We start from the raw sequence: 18,347 nt of genomic DNA on the forward strand, positions 1-18,347 counted from the left end.
TATCGGGTCATTAACGATGCCTTTTGAACGTCTTAAAAGGCATCAGCAATACTTCTTTGAACGATGTAGGTTGGTATGTTTTCGTACTTGGCAATCCTATTGTTAAGTGTTCGTCTCCATCTAAGGCTTGCGCTCTTTTGCTTAGAAAAAGCACATCCCAAATGCTCAAGAAAAAACCAAAATTACTGTTTGCTTCAAGATCTACCCTTGAATGATGAATACGATGCATGTCAGGCGTCACAAATAATCGCTGCACCCTGTTTTCAATACTGGCTGGCAACCTTGCATTCGTATGGTTAAACATCGCCGATGCATTCAATAAAATATCAAATATCAATACCGCTTCTAATGGTATACCAAACAGCCAAATTGCGACGGCTTTAATACACAAAGACAAGAGAATCTCAATGGGGTGAAAACGCACCGCAGAACTAACGTCTAATTCAGGGTCAGAATGGTGCACCCTATGAATGCGCCACAAAAAAGACACCCGATGAAAGAGTCTATGCTGCCAATAAATCAGACAATCCAACAGCAAAATACTCAATAAAACAATCAGCCAAAACGGCAGCTCAAAAACAGACAATACACCAACGTCTTGATTCATGACTGCAACAATCGACAGCAGCACAGGCTGCACCACTCTTACACACAACGCACCAATCCCTAACAAAAAGAGATTATGACGCCAGCGTTGACGCCACTGCAGCAAGGTTCCTCTTGGACGACGCCATTGCCATATTAATAAGGCACTAAACACCGCAAGAAAGACACCAAAACGCAAACTAAAATCGATCACATAAAACCTTGCACGATTAATGCCTCTTCAATACGAGTCATGGCTTGATCAAGAACAGCTTGGGGACAACCAAAGTTTAGGCGAACATAATTAGGATTACCAAAATCTTTACCATCGGATACCCCTACCCCAGCATCCAAAAAAAACTGGTGCGGATTATCCAATGACAAAGCGGAAACATCGATCCACGCAAGATAAGTCGCTTCCAAATGCAGCATTTTCATGGGTGTCGCAGCGATTCTGTTAGCCAAAAAGTCGCGATTATTTTTCAAATATTTCAACAATGACTGGTGCCAAGCGCGCCCATCTTCGTAAGCGGCAATGGCTGCGGTCAAACCCAACAGGTTAGGCGATGGGATCAAACCGGCTTTTTCCTGATTAAAAGTGTGTCGTAACGAGGGATTCTCAATCACCGCAAAAGCATAACCTAAACCAGCAAGATTAAATGTCTTACTTGGCGCCATTAAGGTAATGGTTCGATTCGCGGCATCTTCATTCAAACTCGCAAAAGGCACATGAGGCACATCGTCCAAAATCAAATCGCAATGAATTTCATCGCTTACGACGATAAGATCATATTTTTCGGCCAGAGCATGAATACGTAATAATTCTGCCTTGGTATAAACACTTCCACCTGGGTTATGGGGATTACACAAAAGGATCATTTTACTGTTTGGATGGGCACAGGCATGTTCAAATTGCACCATGTTTGGCACCCAGCGACCATTTTCAACCTGCATATCGACACTGAGCAGCTCACGTTTTGCCGTCAATGGCGCCTTGGTTAAATGATAATAGACAGGCCCTGGAACAACGATGCCATCCCCTTCTTTTGAGAAGACACGAACGCTCAAATGCAACGCACAAACCAAGCCGGGTAAGTGCACTAAATGCGCACCGGAAACGGACCAGTCATAGCGATATTTTAAATGCGACTGAATGGCACTGACTAAGGCTTTTGGTGTGTGCGTATAACCATACACACCTTCACTAACCCTTTGATTTAATGAATTTTTAACACAATCTGGAGCATCAAAGTCCATGTCTGCGACCCACATAGGAATCACACTTTCAGGGTATTTAGCCCACTTATCACTGCTCATATCTGATCGATCAATTAGGGTATCAAATACCGACAAAGAGACATCCATTAAATCACACTCCCATCATTCATTTAGTCTTATAATTAACACAATCTTAACGGTTAATTCCAGCCATAAATAACCTCACAGGAAATGAAAAAATACAGAATCAAGCTGACACATTGAAAACGAAATAGAGTAAAAAATCCTCATTTCTTATCTTAAACCGACATAATACCAGACAAAAAAGACTAAAAAAAATTTTAAAAGCCTTAATTACCTTTAAAATCAAAAGGTTAAATTACTTAGAGAACTAAGTTTTTGATTTGTCAAGGGTTGACCTAAATTGCACAATCAGCCTAGTATAGTTTTCATTAAACGGCTGTTTAATAAAAAAGGATCCATGATGCCAAAAGTTGGAATGCCTGAAATACGTAAACCTCAGCTCATCGAGGCAGCCATAAAAGCCATAGACAAGTACGGTTTTGCAGGTGCAACCGTCAGTGTTATTGGTAAAAAAGCGGGAGTTTCTCCAGCCATCATCAATCACTACTTTGGTGGTAAAGATGGCCTCTATGAAGCAACCATGCGAAGCCTGATTCGTGAATTTTTTGAAATTTTATCCAAAGAAGTCACAAAAACGAAAAACAAATCAGCTAAAAGTAAAGTGATGGCCATTGTTAGAGCCAGTTTTAGTCAGTCCCAAACGCATCCTCAAGTAGTCAAAGCGTGGATGGGATTTTGGGCATCAGCCATGCACACACCGTCTTTGTATCGATTACAAAATGTGTATTCTAGGCGACTACAGTCTTCGCTCGTGTGTGTGTTAAGAGAAGAGTTTGACGTGAAAAAAGCTCGCGGCATCGCTCTCACCGTCGCCGCACTGATTGACGGCATGTGGCTACGGGGTTCATTAGCCGGTGGTATCAACAAACAAGAATCGGCCGAACAGATACAAGATTACTTAGATTTGGTGTTTCAAAATAACACCTAACAACATCAGATAAAAATCGCTTTGCTAGGCACCTCAGGCCACATAAAAGCAAAGCGTATACGACATTATCATCATATTTTTTAGGCAGCCTACAAACCAACACGCTGCTAAACGCTTTAGGAGTTCACGCTCAGTGCCGTCACTAGGCACTGTATTTGCTCATTGATTTTGAGTTCAATAGAAAGAGGGTAAGGGTATGTTTAACAATATAAAGAAGACGGCCATCGCCGTTAGTATCGCCAGCGTTTCTGGTTTAACTGTGGCAGCAGAATGCTCCATGGTACGTTTTTCTGATGTCGGCTGGACAGACATTACGGCGACAACGGCCGTTGTCAGTGAAATCAGCAAAGGCCTAGGCTACGAAACAAAAACGCAATTACTGTCTGTTCCAGTCACCTATACATCACTCGCCAATGGCGATATTGATATATTTCTAGGCAACTGGATGCCAACCATGCAAGCAGACATCGAGCCTTACCTAAAAGCAGGTACAGTAGAAGACCTAGGCCCAAACTTGGTTGGTGCAAAATACACGTTGGCCGTCAGCAAATCTGCCTACGACGCTGGTGTTACCGACTTTTCTGATATTGCAAAACACCGCAAAGAGTTTTCAGGCCGCATCTACGGCATCGAGCCGGGCAATGACGGCAACCGTATTATCCAAGACATGATTGATTCGAATGCTTTCAACTTAGGCGATTTTCAACTGGTTGAATCCAGTGAAGCCGGCATGCTTTCCCAGGTCAGCCGTAATGCACGCCGCGACAAATGGATTGCCTTTTTAGGTTGGGCACCACACCCCATGAACGCCAACTTTGAAATGGAATACCTGTCTGGTGGAGACGATTTCTTTGGCCCTAATTTTGGCGGTGCCAATGTGCACACCAACGTTCGTAAAGGCTACCTTCAAGAATGTCCGAATGTCGGCAAACTTCTCACTAACCTAACCTTTTCTCTGCCAATGGAAAACGAAATCATGGGCGCCATTTTAGACGATGGCAAAAAACCGGATCTTGCTGCGAAAGAATGGTTAAAAGCCAACCCTGACGTACTCAACACTTGGCTTGAAGGCGTCACTACAACCTCTGGTGGCAACGGCCTAAGCGCTGTGAAATCACACCTAGGTCTATAATCTTTTTTCTACCAGCACTTACTCACACCCTACGCAACACACTCTGCGTAGGGTGCTTCATCGAACTATCGGGAGAACACATATATGAATTGGCTGACGGATAATAAAATCCCTCTTGGCGCTTGGATGGAAAGCTTTGTCGATTGGCTAGTTTCAGCAGCTTCCGTATTCTTTGACTTCATTTCTATTACACTTGAGACCATCATCTACACGCTAGTAGACTCGATTCTATGGGCTCACCCACTGGCGGTGATCGCGGTCATCCTCATCGGCGTATGGTTCCTACATCGCAATATTGGTTTGCTGGTGTTTATTGCCGCCTCTTTTTTATTGATCATTAACATGGGCTACTGGATCGAAACGATTCAAACCCTTGTTCTGGTTGTGACGGCCACCACCATCAGTGTCTTAATTGGTGTGCCTATTGGTATTGCTGCCGCGCACCGTCCTTGGTTATACACCATGCTACGTCCGGTTCTCGACTTAATGCAGACAATCCCTACGTTTGTCTACCTTATTCCGACGTTGATTCTATTTGGCTTAGGCTATGTACCAGGCTTAATCTCCACCATCATTTTCGCTATCGCCGCGCCGATCCGTTTGACCTACTTAGGCGTTAGCAAGGTTCCCAGTGAATTGATTGAAGCGGGATTAGCGTTTGGTTGCACAAAGTCAAAGCTACTTTACAAAGTCGAACTACCCGCTGCTATGCCCAACATCATGGCCGGTATCACTCAATGTATCATGCTGTCACTTTCTATGGTGGTTGTAGCGGCTCTTGTTGGTGCAGACGGCCTCGGAAAGCCCGTCATTAGAGCATTAAACACGGTGAACATTTCCCAAGGTTTTGAAGCGGGTGTTGCCATTGTATTGGTGGCCATCATGCTAGACCGCATTTGTAAATCACCAGCAACGAAAAACGAGGGATAATTTATGTCTGTTGTAAAAATTGAAAACGTCGACATCGTCTTTGGTGACAATAAAGCAAAAACACTTCCGCTTATGGATAAGGGTCACACCAGAGATCAGATCCTTGGCATGACAGGTGACGTTGTTGGGGTGCAAAACGCCAATATCGAAGTCAATGAAGGAGAGATCTGTGTCCTGATGGGTCTGTCTGGATCGGGCAAATCCACCCTGTTGCGTGCTGTTAACGGCTTAAATAGAATCGCTCGTGGCCGTTGCCTTGTAAGAGACGGCGACATCATGGTCGATATGGCAAAATGCGACGATGCCACACTACGCCACATGCGTACTCGTCGAGTGTCCATGGTATTTCAAAGCTTTGCCCTAATGCCATGGCTTACCGTGTTAGAAAACGTGGCCTTCGGCTTAGAAATGCAAGGCATGCCTAAAGCAGAGCGGCTAAAAAAAGCTCGCGAACAGCTTAAAATGGTCAGCCTAGACAAATGGGCGGACAAAAAACCAGACGAATTATCAGGTGGTATGCGCCAGCGCGTAGGCCTAGCACGAGCCTTTGCCATGGATACCGATGTATTATTAATGGACGAGCCGTTTTCAGCACTGGATCCATTAATTCGTTCCCAGCTACAAGATGAATTGATTGAACTGCAAAAGCGTCTCAACAAAACCATCATCTTTGTTAGCCACGATTTAGACGAAGCCCTCAAAATTGGCAGTAAAATCGCCATCATGGAGTCCGCTAGAATCATCCAAGAGGACACACCAGAGCAAATCGTGCTTAACCCATCCACAGAGTACGTAGAAAGGTTCGTTGCCCACACCAACCCGCTCAACGTGCTGTGTGGCAATTCTTTAATGACACCTCTGGCTCAATTAGCCGTCAAAGAGGATCGTATTTCCGTCAGTGACGACATTTGGCTGACTCTGGAAAATGGCAAATTAGCGTCGGTACAAGGACCAAAAGGCGATATCCCAACCGCCCGCTGGACACCCGAAACCATCCTCGCCAATGTGCCGGAGAACACAGTGTTCATCGTACCAGCCAACATCGCCATGCGAGATGCGGTAGAACTGCGTTACCACTCAAACATGTTCATGGTATTGGAAGACAAAGACCAATGCATCGGCATCCTCAACGACCATAATTTTTACCACGCTCTATTGGGTAAACACTTTGGACGTGAAGAAGTGGCAGCGTAATGATTCGCTGTTGATGGAATACAAATAACACGCGAAATAAAAAGGCCAGATGTTCAACATCTGGCCTTTTTATTTCAATCACCATTCAAATCATCAGACGTTCAGCAGAAGATGCTCCCGTTCCCAGGAGCTGATCACTCGGTTGAAGGTTTCAAACTCACTGCGTTTGACTCCCATGAAGGCTTTGACAAAATGCTCGCCCATAATGTCGCAAAGTGGTTGGCATTCCTCAAGCAGACGCAAACCTTCTTCCAACGTTCGTGCAATTTCGACTTCTTCCGAAGGCGGTGTTTTGCCTTCTACCGGTTCGGTTGGCTGTAATTTCTGTTTAATACCAAGATAACCACAAGCCAAAGTCGCCGCAATCGCCAAGTAAGGATTGCAATCGGCGCCGGGAAAACGGTTTTCAATGCGCGTTCCTTCTGGTGCAGAAAATGGAATCCGCAATCCAGCAGTACGGTTATCAAATCCCCATTGCATGTTAATCGGCGCCGCCATTTCAGGGGAAAAACGACGATAAGAATTCACGTTAGGGGCAAAAAAACTAATCGCATTCGGGGTGTATTTTTGCAGCCCCCCTAAATAGTTATAAAACAATTCGCTTGGACTGCCGTTGTTATCAAACAAATTTTTGCCCGTCTTGCTGTCCACCAGACTTTGATGAATATGCATGGCACTGCCCGGCTCGTGTTGCATGGGTTTGGCCATAAAAGTTGCGTACATGCCATGCTTCATCGCAGCTTCTCGTAACGTACGCTTAAAGACAAACACCTGGTCAGCTAAATCCAATGGGTCACCATGAATAAAGTTGATCTCCATCTGCGCGGCTCCCGACTCATGAATCAGCGTATCCACGTCCAAACCTTGTGCCTCACAATAACTGTAAAGCGTATCAATCACAGGGTTAAACTCATTCACAGCGTCAATACTATAAGAGCGACGTGAGGTTTCTCGCTTACCTGAACGCCCTACGGCTGGCTTTAATTCGTAATCTGGATCGGTATTAGGATCGATCAAATAAAACTCTACCTCAGGGGCAATAACTGGTGTGATCCCCTCTTTTGCATACAAAGCCAAAATGTTGCGCAAAATGGTACGACTCGACAAAGGATGCAACTGACCGCTTTTATCGTAACAGTCATTAATAATTTGCGCTGTTGGCTCATCTGCCCAAGGCACTAAACGAAAGGTATTTGGGTCCGGATGCAACTCCATATCTCGGTCACTGGCGTCCACCAGCTCATAATGGTTGTCCGCCCAATCCCCCGTCACACTTTGTACGAGTATGGTTTCAGGGATACGCCCAAATAATTCTGCTAAAAACTTATACGTTGGATAAAACTTGCCACGGGCATTGCCGGTCATGTCCGCCAACGTCGATTCGATTTCAGTAATAGAATGTTCTTTCAAAAAAGCTTCAAACTCTGTCATAACTCACCTTATGCTACCTGCCTTTTTAGGATACGGAGCCAAAATATTACGTATTGCGATCTTACTCTATTGCTCTATCATTCACACTAAACTGGCACTATTTTGTTAACAGACTAAAACACTCACACAAAATAGTCATACCAAAACAACGCATTAACTTAACAAGCCTTTATTGCTGTTTGTTTTCATAGGAGCCCAACGTTTGAACACACACGAAGCAACCTACTACGCGGCGAGCGCCAATCAACGGACAGATTACCCCACTTTACACGGCGAGCAAGAGGCGGATATTTGCATTATCGGTGGTGGTTTCACGGGGGTATCTGCGGCGTTACACCTTGCCGAAGCTGGCTTTAATGTCAGCTTAGTCGAAGCCAATAAAATTGGCTGGGGCGCGTCAGGTCGCAATGGTGGGCAACTGTGCCAAGGCCACAACATGAGCCACGAGACCATGGTCAAGCACGTAGGCAAACACATAGCCGATCAGCTTTGGCAAAGCTCTGTCGATTCCGTCGCCCTAGTCAAAGACCTAATCAAACGTCATGGCATAGAATGTGATTTAAGCGATGGCGTTTTACACGTCGCCAGCAAACGCCGTCACGCAGAGGACTTTAAAAACGAAGTTGAGTACAAGCATACGCAATTAACTTACCAAGACGTGAATTATCTCAACGCAGAAGAGGTGTCGACATTACTCGGCACAGAACATTTTTATGGCGGTGAACTCTACCGTGACGGCGCCCACCTCCACCCACTTAATTTTGTCTTAGGGATGGCCAAGGCAGCCACACAGCATGGCGCCACGCTTTATGAAAACACCGCAGTCCTGTCCTATCAAACAGGAGAAAGACCCGAAGTGGTGACCGAACAAGGTAAAATACGCTGCCGCTACTTACTCTTCGCCTGCAACGGCTATTTAGGCAAACTCAATCACTCAGCCGCGAAAAAAATCATGCCGATTAACAATTTCATCATAGCGACCGAGCCGTTGAGCGATGACATTGCCAATCGCATCAATCCAGAACGTTTGGCTGTCGCGAATTCTCAATTTGTGGTGGATTATTTTAGACTATCAGCCGACAACCGTTTACTGTGGGGTGGCGGTGAGAATTATCGTCAACGCTTTCCAAACGACATTGCCAGCTTCGTCAAAAAGCACATGCTTAACGTGTATCCAGAATTGGCGAATCATAAGATCGATTATGCTTGGGGAGGCACGTTAGCCATCACACTAAACCGTATGCCACACATCGCCAGACAAGAAGCCAATGTGTTTGTCGCACAAGGCTATTCTGGACACGGTGTGGCGTTGGCCACCTATGCCGGTGCGCTGTTTGCTAAAGCCGTACAGGGTTCACTAGAAGGCATAGACGCGTTTGAGCGCCTGCCGATGAAAGATTTCCCCGGCGGCACTCTATTGCGTTGGCCAGGACTGGTCGCTGGCATGCTGTATTATTCGACGCTGGACAAACTCCCTTAAAACGGGCGCCGTCTTCATTCTACTGCTTTAGAAACTGACCAATCCACTTCATTAAGTGCGCAGATTGGATTTCTCCATCAACCAGCGAATCACGGGCAAGCATGGCTTGCTCGTGCGTCAACTGCTGACCATCGTATAAATCAATCAGAGCTTTTTCATACACCTTAGAAAATTCGGGATGGCCTTGAAACGTCAAAATATGCTGATCATAAAGCAGACCTGCGTTTTCACAAAAATCAGAACGTAAAATGACTCGCGCTCGCGCAGGCTTTTCCACCACCTGATCTTGATGAAAAGCACATAAAGCCAATTCTTCTGCCTCTGGCAACACAGGCAAAGACTCACAGACGGTATAGTGATGCACGCCCACTCCCCAGCCGCCTTGATACTTCTCAACACGACCACCCAATGCCCGAGCAATAACTTGATGACCAAAACAAATACCCACTAAAGGCCGCTGCATCTGATCAATGTCTTGGATAAGATCACATAAACGCAGAATCCAAGCGTCATCGGCATACGCATCGGCTTTAGAGCCAGTAATCAGCCAAGCATCACATTCTTGTGCACCGTGAGGAAAGACCCCTAGGCGCACATCGTAAGTAACAAAGTCGAAATCCCTTTGCTTTTTCCCAAGCTGTTCAGCAAACATATTCGCATAAGAGGGAAACTCACCCAATAAAGAATCCGGGGTGATGCCTGCCGCAAGAATACCTATTTTCATTCATTTGTCCTTAAACAACGGTTTCTCAATACAAAGCTGCATACTATTTATTGACATCGTTATAACGACTCTGTCTGTGCAAAATCACTATCGCAGCAATCACCGCGATCGACACAGCGACAATCATTAATGTTGCCAATGCGTTCACCTCGGGTGTCACACCTAGGCGTACTTTTGAAAAAATCACCATCGGCAAGGTACTGTTACCCGGACCCGACACAAAGCTGGCAATGACCAGATCATCCAGTGACAGGGTAAAAGACAGCAACCAACCAGAAATTATCGCTGGTGCAATCAAAGGCAACGTGATCAGGAAAAACAAAGATGTCGGTTTCGCTCCTAAATCCATGGCCGCTTCTTCTAGGGTTTCATCTAACGACGCCAGACGAGATTGCACCACCACGGCCACATAGGCCAAACAAAAAGTCGTGTGAGCAATCACTATGGTCATTACACCACGCCCTGCAGGCCAACCAAACATGTTTTCCAATGACACAAACAACAGCAACAGAGACAAACCTGTAATGACTTCTGGCATCACCAGAGGCGCTGTCACCCAACCTGTTAGCATGGCTTTGCCAACAAACTTGCGCATTCGACTCAAGACAAAGCCCGCTAAAGTGCCCAGCACAGACGCCAGCGTGGCGCTGATAAAGGCAATCTTTAAACTTACCCAAGCTGCGCTCATGATCTGTTCATTTCGAAACAGCTCTGCGTACCACTTTAATGACCAGCCGCCCCATACCGTGACCAGTTTCGAGTCATTAAAACTGTACACAATCATGGCAATAATCGGTGCATACAAAAACACAAAACCCGCACCAGACATAAATTTTAAGGTCAAAGAATTACCCTGTTTCATTCGACCTCCTTATTGCTATTGCGCACATACATAATCGGACCCACTAAGACAATCAACATCATCACAGCGACGGCCGACGCCATAGGCCAATCACGGTTTTGGAAGAATTCATCCCATAACACACGACCAATCATCAAGGTGTCGGACCCACCCAACAGAGCCGGGATCACATATTCGCCAACCGCCGGAATAAACACCAACAAACAACCCGCAATAATGCCTGCCTTCGCCAACGGCAAAGTGACCAAGAAAAAGGATTGGTACGGTTTAGCCCCTAAATCCTGAGCCGCATCGATCAGATTCAAGTCCATCTTTTCTAACGAGGTATAAAGCGGCAAAATCATAAAAGGCAAATAGGTATACACAATGCCCAAATACACCGCAAACTCGGTCTGTAATATTTGCAAAGGTTGATCAATGAGACCTGTCGCCATCAAAACATCATTCACCAAGCCATCTTTTCTCAGCAGTACCATCCAAGCGTATACACGCAACAAAAAGGACGTCCAAAACGGCAAAATCACCAAAGCCAACAATATAATGCGCTTCGTGGGACCACTACGCGCAATCAAATAGGCAATTGGAAAGCCAATCAACAAGGCAAAAAACGTCGAGATAGCAGCAATTTTTAACGAGCTTAAATACGCATCCAAATAGAAGCGCGACTCGAATAGATACAGGTAATTACCAAAATTAATCTTAAAGGTAAGATACGCACTGCTCGAGTCCCATTGTAATAACGGCGAATACGGTGGAATGGCAATGACCGCTTCTGCGAGTGATATTTTAAATACCACCAAGAAAGGGATAAAGAAAAACGCCGCCAACCACAACATGGGAACCAAAATAACCGCCGCACGTCCGAGGCGAAGCTCAGACAAGCGCCAAGTCAAACGGTGTTTTTTCTTGTCTATTGTCGTCTCACTCATCATGACATCAATACCACGCAGCTGTCTGGGTCCCAGGAAAGATACACATTGTCTTCCCAAGTTAAACGGCTACCCATCTCACGAGAAACGTTAGGCTGAGTGATACGCAGTTCTTTACCAGAAGCAAGACGCACCTTAAACACAGACTGACTTCCCATGTAAGCCACATCAGAAATAATGCCCATGGCACCATTTACTTCGATGTCTACAGGCTCACGGCTGATATAAATTTTTTCAGGTCGAATAGCCACGCTGACTTCTTGATTAGGCGCACAACTGATGCCGTGATCCACTTGCAGCAAGGCATCTAAGTCTGGGCTTTGAATCGACACACTATCACGCTCATCTTCCACGACAACGCCGTCAAAAAGATTCACATTGCCAATAAATTCCGCGACAAAACGACTCTTAGGGTATTCATAAACTTCATGAGGCTCAGCGGTCTGAACTATTTCACCGTTGTTCATGACACCAATACGCGTGGCCAAGGTCATCGCTTCTTCTTGGTCATGGGTCACCACCACAAAGGTAATGCCTAGCTCATCTTGTAAACGCATCAGTTCAAACTGAGTTTCCTCACGGAGTTTTTTATCCAGTGCGCCTAACGGCTCGTCCAATAGCAACAACTTTGGGCGTTTAACCAAAGCACGAGCCAAGGCCACACGTTGACGCTGACCACCCGACAACATATGAGGTTTGCGCTTCGCCAAATGCCCCAGCTGCACCATGTCCAAAATTTCGCTCACCCGTCTATTCACTTCTGGGCTTTTTATACCCTCACGTTTTAAGCCAAACGCCACATTGGCTTCCACCGACAAATGTGGGAACAAAGCATAAGACTGGAACATCATATTGACTGGACGCTCCCAAGGTGGAATGCCCGTCATATCCACACCATCAATTAAAATACGACCCGATGTAGGCTCTTCAAATCCAGCCAACATTCGCAATAAGGTACTTTTCCCTGAACCAGAACCACCCAATAAGCAAAAAAGCTCATTTCGATAAATATCCAAGGACACGGAATTCACCGCCGTAAACTGACCAAACTGCTTGGTAATTTGTTCAATTTGCACAAAAGGTTTTGCGTCTTGTTGACGCCATGTCGGCACAGATTTCGTCTGTACAGCAGAGGGATTGGGAAAAGCAGACATAACCTACGACCTATCAAAATGAGCGAGAAAAAATAGCGGAGCCAGAAAGCTCCGCCGATACGTCGACTAACGACCCGTTTTAATGTTAGTCCATGCACGCGTTAAAGAACGATCAAAACGCGCAGTATGAGCCACTTGCACATAAAGCTTATCCTTCACCGCTTGGGTAGGATAAATGCCCTTATTCGATAGAATTGCTTCATCTAACAATGGCTCAGCGGCTTTATTGGGCACGGCATAATACACATAGTTAGAGATAGACGCAGCTACTTCAGGACGTAAAATATAATCAATAAACGCCAACGCGGCTTCTGGGTGTGGCGCGTCCGCTGGTACGGCCATCAAATCAAACCACACCAAGGTCCCTTCTTTTGGAATCGAATAATTGATCTCAATACCTTGACCCGCTTCTTCTGCACGACCTTGTGATTGCAGAATGTCTCCGTTGTAACCTACCGCGACACAGATTTCGCCGTTGGCTAAATCGGAAATATAGGTACTAGAGTGGAAGTATTTGATGTTTTGACGCGCCTCAGTCATCAATTTCGCAGACGCTGTTAATTCATCCCCATCCTCTGAGTTAGGGTCCACGCCACGGTAATTATGCACAATAGACATAATTTCGGCTGGCGAATCCAACACAGCGATACCACAATCTTTCAGTTTCGCCGCAATCGCTGGGTTAAACAGTACATCCCAAGAGTCCAACTCCGTGGTGCCTAATCGCTCTTCGATCATCTTAGTATTGTAGCCAATACCAATGGTTCCCCATGCGTAAGGAATATTGTGCTGATTGCCCGCGTCATGTTTTTCGATTTGCTTAAGTAAAGTCGCGTCTAGGTTGCCCACATTACTCAACTTACTCTTGTCTATTGTCTGGTAAACACCCGCTTTCACTTGGCGCTCAAAAAAAGAATTCGATGGCATTACCACATCGTAACCAGAACCACCTGCCATCATTTTGGCTTCTAATGCTTCGTTACTGTCATACACATCATAATTCACCTTAATGCCGGTCTCAGCGGTGAATTGCTCTAACGTACCTGGTGCCATGTAATCGGACCAGTTGTAAATATTAACCACTTGCTCTGCAGAAACCGTTGCAGAGCAAGCCGCGCATGCGAGCATTAAACCAAGTGTCTTCTTTTTCATTGAGGGATCTCCCAATCAGCTAATAAAATTGGCCGAAGCCTATTACAACCTTTTTATAGATATGCTTCGTATTCCACATCAGAAATACGTCCGTAAATTTTTTCCTGCTCTTGTTCCTTTACCGCAGTAAACACTCTGACAAAGGTTTCTCCAAGATACTCACGCATAAATGCGCTGTCCTGAAAGGCTTCCGTTGCCATTTCCCAACGATTAGGAAGTGCTTCATAACGCTCAGAAAGCGAATAAGCGTCTCCCTCTATCGGCTGAGGTGGCAGCATCTTGGTCTCAATACCATGTAATGCTGCTCCCAATATCGCCGCGAGCACAAGATACGGATTCGAATCCGCTCCAGCCACTCGATGCTCAATACGGCGTGCTTCACATTCACTGTCTGGAATGCGCACCGCCACCGTTCTATTCTCATAGCCCCAACTGGCAAAAGTAGGAGCATGAGCGCCATTTTGAAAACGTCGATATGAATTCATATGAGGCGCAAACACCAGCATGGATTCAGGCATGTGATTTAACAAACCAGCCACCGCATGGCGCATCATCAACGAACCGTCTTCATCACCGCTATCAAATACATTACGCCCAGTATCATCCAGCAAACTAAAATGCACATGCATACCGCTGCCGCTTTTTTTAGCATACGGTTTTGCCATAAAAGTCGCCCCTAAACCATTGCGACGTGCCACCCCTTTGATCAGGCGTTTAAAGAGAATCGCATGATCGGCGGATAATACTGCGTCATTGGTGTGTTGCATATTAATTTCGAACTGGCCAGGCCCTAATTCAGACACAATGGTATCCGCGGGGATACCTTGGGCTTCACAGGCCTGACGCACCTCAGTAAAAAACCCCTCTAGACAATCCATTTCATCAATGGAGTAACAATCAATTTCACTCAAACGGCGACCATTGCCGTCACTGATAATGGGTTCTTCTGGTCGGCGCTTGAATTCCGACTCGCCATCAAGAAGATAAAATTCCAACTCAGTGGCCACCACAGGCGTTAACCCCAAGGCTTTATAGCGCTCAACAATACGCACTAGCAATTGGCGTGGATCAGGATAAAATGGCGAGCCATCCATATTGTACATCATCGCCAAAATCTGTCCGCGGGGTGACTCAGCCCAGGGCACAGAGGTAGGTTCGTCATACACAGGCAAACAAACGCCATCGGTATCACCGGTTTCAAACACCAGGCCATTACCCAAAACATCATCGCCCCAGTTGTCAAAACCAATCACCGATTGTGGCAACTTAACCCCTTGAGTCATCACACTTTCAAGCCCACTGGCGGGGATACGTTTGCCTCGAAGATTGCCATTTAAATCAGCAATAAATAAATCAAACTCTTTATTGTCTTTATTCCCTTTATATATTTCCGACATACAACATACTCTTCTAAAAATACGCTTCTAAAAATACGTTTAAAAAACGGGAGAATGCAAAAAATCAGTTGCTGAAAAATGTTAGATACCCAATTTGTCCCTCAGGCTGTAATACATGGCCCCCATGGCGGTATAAGGCACGCGCAAAAAACGCCCACCAGGGAAAGGGTATTGCGGCATGCTGGCAAACACATCAAAACGTGACCTATCGCCTTCTATGGCGTCCGCTAGAATTTCCCCCATCAAATGCGAGTTCGTTACCCCATGACCAGAATACCCTTGGGCATAATAAAGATTGTCGCCGATCTGGCCTACTTGTGGCATACGCATCATTGTCAACAAAAAATTCCCCGTCCACGCAAAATCTATCTTTACATCCTTGAGCATAGGATAAGTTTTGAGCATTTTACGACCAATTATAGCCTCTATTTTTGCGGGTTCACGGGCACCATAAGTAGTACCGCCGCCATAAATCAAACGCCCATCTGCCGACAAACGGTAATAATCCAATAAATAATTGCCATCTTCGACACAGTGATCCGTCGGCAAAAGTTGTTTCTGTAATGCCTCAGAGAGCGGTTCCGTCGCAATCACCTGAGTGCCACAAGGCATGGCTTTCTTCTCCACGTCAGGAAGCAAACCAAACACATAGGCATTTCCCGCCACCACCAGCGTATTGGCGATAACGACACCGTCTGCCGTAATAGCTTTAATCGGCTTACCATGCTCAATTCGAATCACTTTCGAATCCTCATAGATCACCCCGCCTAAGGATTCAAACGCCCGTGCTTGGCCTAAAACCAAATTCAACGGCTGAATATGGCCACCATGTTTGTCCAACAGGCCTCCCACGTAACGCTCTGTACCAATGTGATCTTGGATGCCAGTGGCCGACAGCAGCGTCAAACCTTCATGACCATGGGCTTCCCACAGGGCTTTTTTGGCTTTTAGCCCCTCAAATTGCTTAGCATTGCAGGCGGCAAAAATATTGCCAGACTTAAGGTCACACTCGATACCGTACCGCTCAACACGCTGACGAATCAGAGCTTGACCCGAAAACGCCATTGCAGCCATTTTTTGGCCAATTTCTTCACCGTATTGCTGGGTAATGTAGTCTATATCGCGGTTAAAGCTATTTACAATCTGGCCACCATTTCGGCCAGAAGCGCCAAAACCAATTCGGCTGCCTTCTAAAACCACCACCTTTTTGCCTTTTTCGGCAAGGCTCAACGCCGTGGAAATACCGGTAAATCCAGCACCGATAACACACACATCAAAGCGTTGCTCACCACTCAGTTTCGGGCGCAGCACTTTATCATTGGCAGAATCAGCGTAATACGAGTTCACATGAGTAGGCGCGGACATAAATGAAGTACTCCTTTAAACATCAAAGACGAATCCAAGTATTCTTAATCTCGGTATATTTCTCTAACGCGTGCCACGATTTATCACGGCCATTACCGGAGGCTTTGACACCACCAAAAGGCACCGTTGTATCGCCATCGCCCCACGTATTAATCCACACCATGCCAGCTTCTAAGCGTCGGCTCACTCGATGCGCCCGCGATAAGTCATTTGTCCAAAGAGCCGCACCCAAGCCATATTTAGAATCATTCGCTAATGCAATGGCTTCTTCTTCTGTATCAAAACTCATTACAGCAAGGACTGGGCCAAAAATTTCTTCCTGTACAAAGCGCATCTGGTGATTCGCCTGTGAAAAAATCGTTGGTGACATAAAGAACCCTTGGCCTGTTTGGTATTCAGGCACACCGCCTAATTCCAACTTAGCCCCCTCGTCTATCGCACTTTGAATAAACCGAGACACGGTTTCAAATTGATTTTTGTCCACCAACGGCCCCATTTTGGTGCTCGGATTTAATGGATCTCCAGGCACATACTCACGGGCCGCATTCAACAGCTCGGCCATAAAAACGTCTTTAATACGGCTGTGTACATACAAACGCGAACAGGCAATACACACTTCCCCCTGATTGGTAAAAATAGCCGTGGCAGCGCCTTTTGCAGCGGCTTTAATGTCATTACAGTCATCAAACACCAAACAGGGGGATTTTCCTCCCGCCTCCAACCAAACACGCTTCATATTCGATTGACCCGCGTACTGCATTAACATACCAGCCACACGGCTAGAACCCGTAAACGCCAAAGTACCCACTCCATGATGCAACGCCAGCGCTTTGCCTGCGGTATGCCCAAAACCAGGTAACACATTAAACACCCCATCAGGGACACCCGCCTGCGTGGCTAACTGTGCAATTCTTAATGCACTTAATGGCGACTTCTCAGACGGCTTTAAAATAATGCTGTTGCCCGCCGCCAACGCCGGTGCGATTTTCCACATCACCATCATTAGAGGATAGTTCCAAGGGGTAATAATCGCCACAACCCCCAATGGCTCACGACTGATGAGTGCAAGATTTTGTGAATTCGTGGGGGCAATTTCACCATACAACTTATCAATACACTCGGCGGACCAACGTAAACAGTCTAACGAATCAGGCACATCAATATTCACCATCTCACTGATGGATTTCCCCATGTCTAGAGTATCTATCAGCGCCAATTCATCTTGATGCTGCTCAAGCAAATCGGCCCATTTTTGCAACACTCGCTTGCGTTTCCCTGGCGCCATCTCAGACCACACACCAGATCGAAAACTGGCTTGCGCGGCCGCCACAGCCAAATCCACATCTGCGCTGTCGCAACTGGCTACCTGAGCCAATAAAGACTCATCGGTCGGATTAATGCAATCAAAGGTCTCGCCACTTTGTGCTGCTACAAACGCCCCATTAATATACGCTTGGTTTGGCAACACCAGATGTGATCGTAACGCTTGCCATTCTTGATAGGTTTTCATATTTAGGTCCTCTCATAAGCGGGGAATAAACCGCTCTATAAACTAAGTCGTACTCACAAAATGAAAAGTAATAGTTACTTATTATGTTATCGCTGAAACCTGCTCGCATGGCAACCTGTATGATGAATACTTAATTGTCATACAATTACCCTATAATAAATATATTGGCATAAAAATTGATCTCCATAATTCAAATAACATAAATGTCATAA

General features: G+C 45.8%; 16 protein-coding genes. 5 read left to right on the plus strand and 11 right to left on the minus strand.

Features of this window, described 5'->3' with window-relative positions:
• Positions 1 to 10 precede the first annotated feature (10 nt).
• Both DK187_RS00980 and DK187_RS00985 read right to left on the minus strand, forming a co-directional pair.
• A complete protein-coding gene (locus DK187_RS00980) occupies positions 11 to 799 on the minus strand; it encodes a sterol desaturase family protein (protein WP_111605453.1) in 789 nt (262 codons plus the stop codon).
• Positions 796 to 1,950, minus strand: coding sequence for a MalY/PatB family protein (locus tag DK187_RS00985; RefSeq protein WP_111605454.1), 1,155 nt, complete (start codon positions 1,948 to 1,950; stop codon positions 796 to 798). The genes DK187_RS00980 and DK187_RS00985 overlap by 4 nt, the downstream gene beginning before the upstream one ends.
• Positions 1,951 to 2,284: 334 nt before the next feature.
• Between DK187_RS00985 and betI the strand changes: the two genes are divergently transcribed.
• The 4 genes from betI (at position 2,285) to choV (ending at position 6,131) form a co-directional block, all read left to right on the plus strand.
• Positions 2,285 to 2,875: a transcriptional regulator BetI gene (gene betI, locus DK187_RS00990; RefSeq protein ID WP_223232223.1), complete on the plus strand. Its 591-nt coding sequence runs from the start codon at positions 2,285 to 2,287 to the stop codon at positions 2,873 to 2,875.
• Positions 2,876 to 3,071: 196 nt separating this feature from the next.
• A complete protein-coding gene (locus tag DK187_RS00995; RefSeq protein ID WP_111605456.1) occupies positions 3,072 to 4,007 on the plus strand; it encodes a choline ABC transporter substrate-binding protein in 936 nt (311 codons plus the stop codon).
• Between the two features lie 84 nt (positions 4,008 to 4,091).
• Positions 4,092 to 4,937, plus strand: coding sequence for a choline ABC transporter permease subunit (gene choW / locus DK187_RS01000; RefSeq protein WP_111605457.1), 846 nt, complete (start codon positions 4,092 to 4,094; stop codon positions 4,935 to 4,937).
• Positions 4,938 to 4,940: 3 nt separating this feature from the next.
• Entirely contained in the window at positions 4,941 to 6,131 is a 1,191-nt protein-coding gene (gene choV, locus DK187_RS01005; protein WP_111605458.1) for a choline ABC transporter ATP-binding protein, read from the plus strand.
• Positions 6,132 to 6,224: 93 nt separating this feature from the next.
• Here the strand turns inward: choV and DK187_RS01010 are convergent, their stop codons facing one another.
• Positions 6,225 to 7,562: a glutamine synthetase family protein gene (locus DK187_RS01010; protein ID WP_111605459.1), complete on the minus strand. Its 1,338-nt coding sequence runs from the start codon at positions 7,560 to 7,562 to the stop codon at positions 6,225 to 6,227.
• Between the two features lie 202 nt (positions 7,563 to 7,764).
• Here DK187_RS01010 and DK187_RS01015 point away from each other — a divergent pair, with 202 nt between their 5' ends.
• Positions 7,765 to 9,042 (plus strand): NAD(P)/FAD-dependent oxidoreductase, encoded by a 1,278-nt coding sequence (locus tag DK187_RS01015; protein WP_111605460.1) that lies wholly within the window; start codon positions 7,765 to 7,767, stop codon positions 9,040 to 9,042.
• 19 nt (positions 9,043 to 9,061) lie between these two features.
• On the opposite strand, the gene DK187_RS01020 is transcribed toward DK187_RS01015, so the two are convergent.
• The 8 genes from DK187_RS01020 to DK187_RS01055 all read right to left on the minus strand — a co-directional run bounded on the left by DK187_RS01020 (position 9,062) and on the right by DK187_RS01055 (position 18,135).
• On the minus strand, positions 9,062 to 9,766 hold the full coding sequence (locus DK187_RS01020) for a glutamine amidotransferase-related protein (RefSeq protein WP_111605461.1): 705 nt from the start codon (positions 9,764 to 9,766) through the stop codon (positions 9,062 to 9,064).
• 43 nt (positions 9,767 to 9,809) lie between these two features.
• The gene (locus tag DK187_RS01025) at positions 9,810 to 10,628 is read right to left on the minus strand and encodes an ABC transporter permease subunit (protein WP_111605462.1); all 819 of its coding nucleotides are present in this window, start codon (positions 10,626 to 10,628) and stop codon (positions 9,810 to 9,812) included.
• Positions 10,625 to 11,560 (minus strand): ABC transporter permease subunit, encoded by a 936-nt coding sequence (locus DK187_RS01030; RefSeq protein ID WP_162623461.1) that lies wholly within the window; start codon positions 11,558 to 11,560, stop codon positions 10,625 to 10,627. Before DK187_RS01030 ends, DK187_RS01025 begins: the two co-directional genes overlap by 4 nt.
• Entirely contained in the window at positions 11,557 to 12,711 is a 1,155-nt protein-coding gene (locus DK187_RS01035) for an ABC transporter ATP-binding protein (protein ID WP_111605464.1), read from the minus strand. The genes DK187_RS01030 and DK187_RS01035 overlap by 4 nt, the downstream gene beginning before the upstream one ends.
• A gap of 66 nt (positions 12,712 to 12,777) precedes the next feature.
• Positions 12,778 to 13,863, minus strand: coding sequence for a polyamine ABC transporter substrate-binding protein (locus tag DK187_RS01040; protein WP_111605465.1), 1,086 nt, complete (start codon positions 13,861 to 13,863; stop codon positions 12,778 to 12,780).
• A 53-nt stretch (positions 13,864 to 13,916) separates the two neighbouring features.
• Entirely contained in the window at positions 13,917 to 15,260 is a 1,344-nt protein-coding gene (locus DK187_RS01045) for a glutamine synthetase family protein (protein ID WP_111605466.1), read from the minus strand.
• Positions 15,261 to 15,341: 81 nt separating this feature from the next.
• On the minus strand, positions 15,342 to 16,625 hold the full coding sequence (locus DK187_RS01050) for an NAD(P)/FAD-dependent oxidoreductase (protein WP_111605467.1): 1,284 nt from the start codon (positions 16,623 to 16,625) through the stop codon (positions 15,342 to 15,344).
• A gap of 22 nt (positions 16,626 to 16,647) precedes the next feature.
• Complete coding sequence (locus DK187_RS01055) at positions 16,648 to 18,135, minus strand: aldehyde dehydrogenase (protein WP_111605468.1); 1,488 nt, start codon at positions 18,133 to 18,135, stop codon at positions 16,648 to 16,650.
• Positions 18,136 to 18,347 lie beyond the last annotated feature (212 nt).

It is taken from the genome of Marinomonas arctica, assembly GCF_003259225.1.
Lineage (GTDB): Bacteria > Pseudomonadota > Gammaproteobacteria > Pseudomonadales > Marinomonadaceae > Marinomonas > Marinomonas arctica.

What these genes read in the sequence shown, in the direction of transcription:
- DK187_RS01040 (WP_111605465.1), bottom strand. Translation starts at nt 13,863, where the DNA reads ATGAAAAAGAAGACACTTGGTTTAATGCTCGCATGCGCGGCTTGCTCT.
- DK187_RS01010 (WP_111605459.1), bottom strand. Translation starts at nt 7,562, where the DNA reads ATGACAGAGTTTGAAGCTTTTTTGAAAGAACATTCTATTACTGAAATC.
- DK187_RS01030 (WP_162623461.1), bottom strand. Translation starts at nt 11,560, where the DNA reads ATGATGAGTGAGACGACAATAGACAAGAAAAAACACCGTTTGACTTGG.
- DK187_RS01035 (WP_111605464.1), bottom strand. Translation starts at nt 12,711, where the DNA reads ATGTCTGCTTTTCCCAATCCCTCTGCTGTACAGACGAAATCTGTGCCG.
- DK187_RS00995 (WP_111605456.1), top strand. Translation starts at nt 3,072, where the DNA reads ATGTTTAACAATATAAAGAAGACGGCCATCGCCGTTAGTATCGCCAGC.
- DK187_RS01050 (WP_111605467.1), bottom strand. Translation starts at nt 16,625, where the DNA reads ATGTCCGCGCCTACTCATGTGAACTCGTATTACGCTGATTCTGCCAAT.
- choV (WP_111605458.1), top strand. Translation starts at nt 4,941, where the DNA reads ATGTCTGTTGTAAAAATTGAAAACGTCGACATCGTCTTTGGTGACAAT.
- DK187_RS01055 (WP_111605468.1), bottom strand. Translation starts at nt 18,135, where the DNA reads ATGAAAACCTATCAAGAATGGCAAGCGTTACGATCACATCTGGTGTTG.
- DK187_RS01020 (WP_111605461.1), bottom strand. Translation starts at nt 9,766, where the DNA reads ATGAAAATAGGTATTCTTGCGGCAGGCATCACCCCGGATTCTTTATTG.
- betI (WP_223232223.1), top strand. Translation starts at nt 2,285, where the DNA reads ATGATGCCAAAAGTTGGAATGCCTGAAATACGTAAACCTCAGCTCATC.
- DK187_RS01045 (WP_111605466.1), bottom strand. Translation starts at nt 15,260, where the DNA reads ATGTCGGAAATATATAAAGGGAATAAAGACAATAAAGAGTTTGATTTA.
- DK187_RS01025 (WP_111605462.1), bottom strand. Translation starts at nt 10,628, where the DNA reads ATGAAACAGGGTAATTCTTTGACCTTAAAATTTATGTCTGGTGCGGGT.
- DK187_RS00985 (WP_111605454.1), bottom strand. Translation starts at nt 1,950, where the DNA reads ATGGATGTCTCTTTGTCGGTATTTGATACCCTAATTGATCGATCAGAT.
- choW (WP_111605457.1), top strand. Translation starts at nt 4,092, where the DNA reads ATGAATTGGCTGACGGATAATAAAATCCCTCTTGGCGCTTGGATGGAA.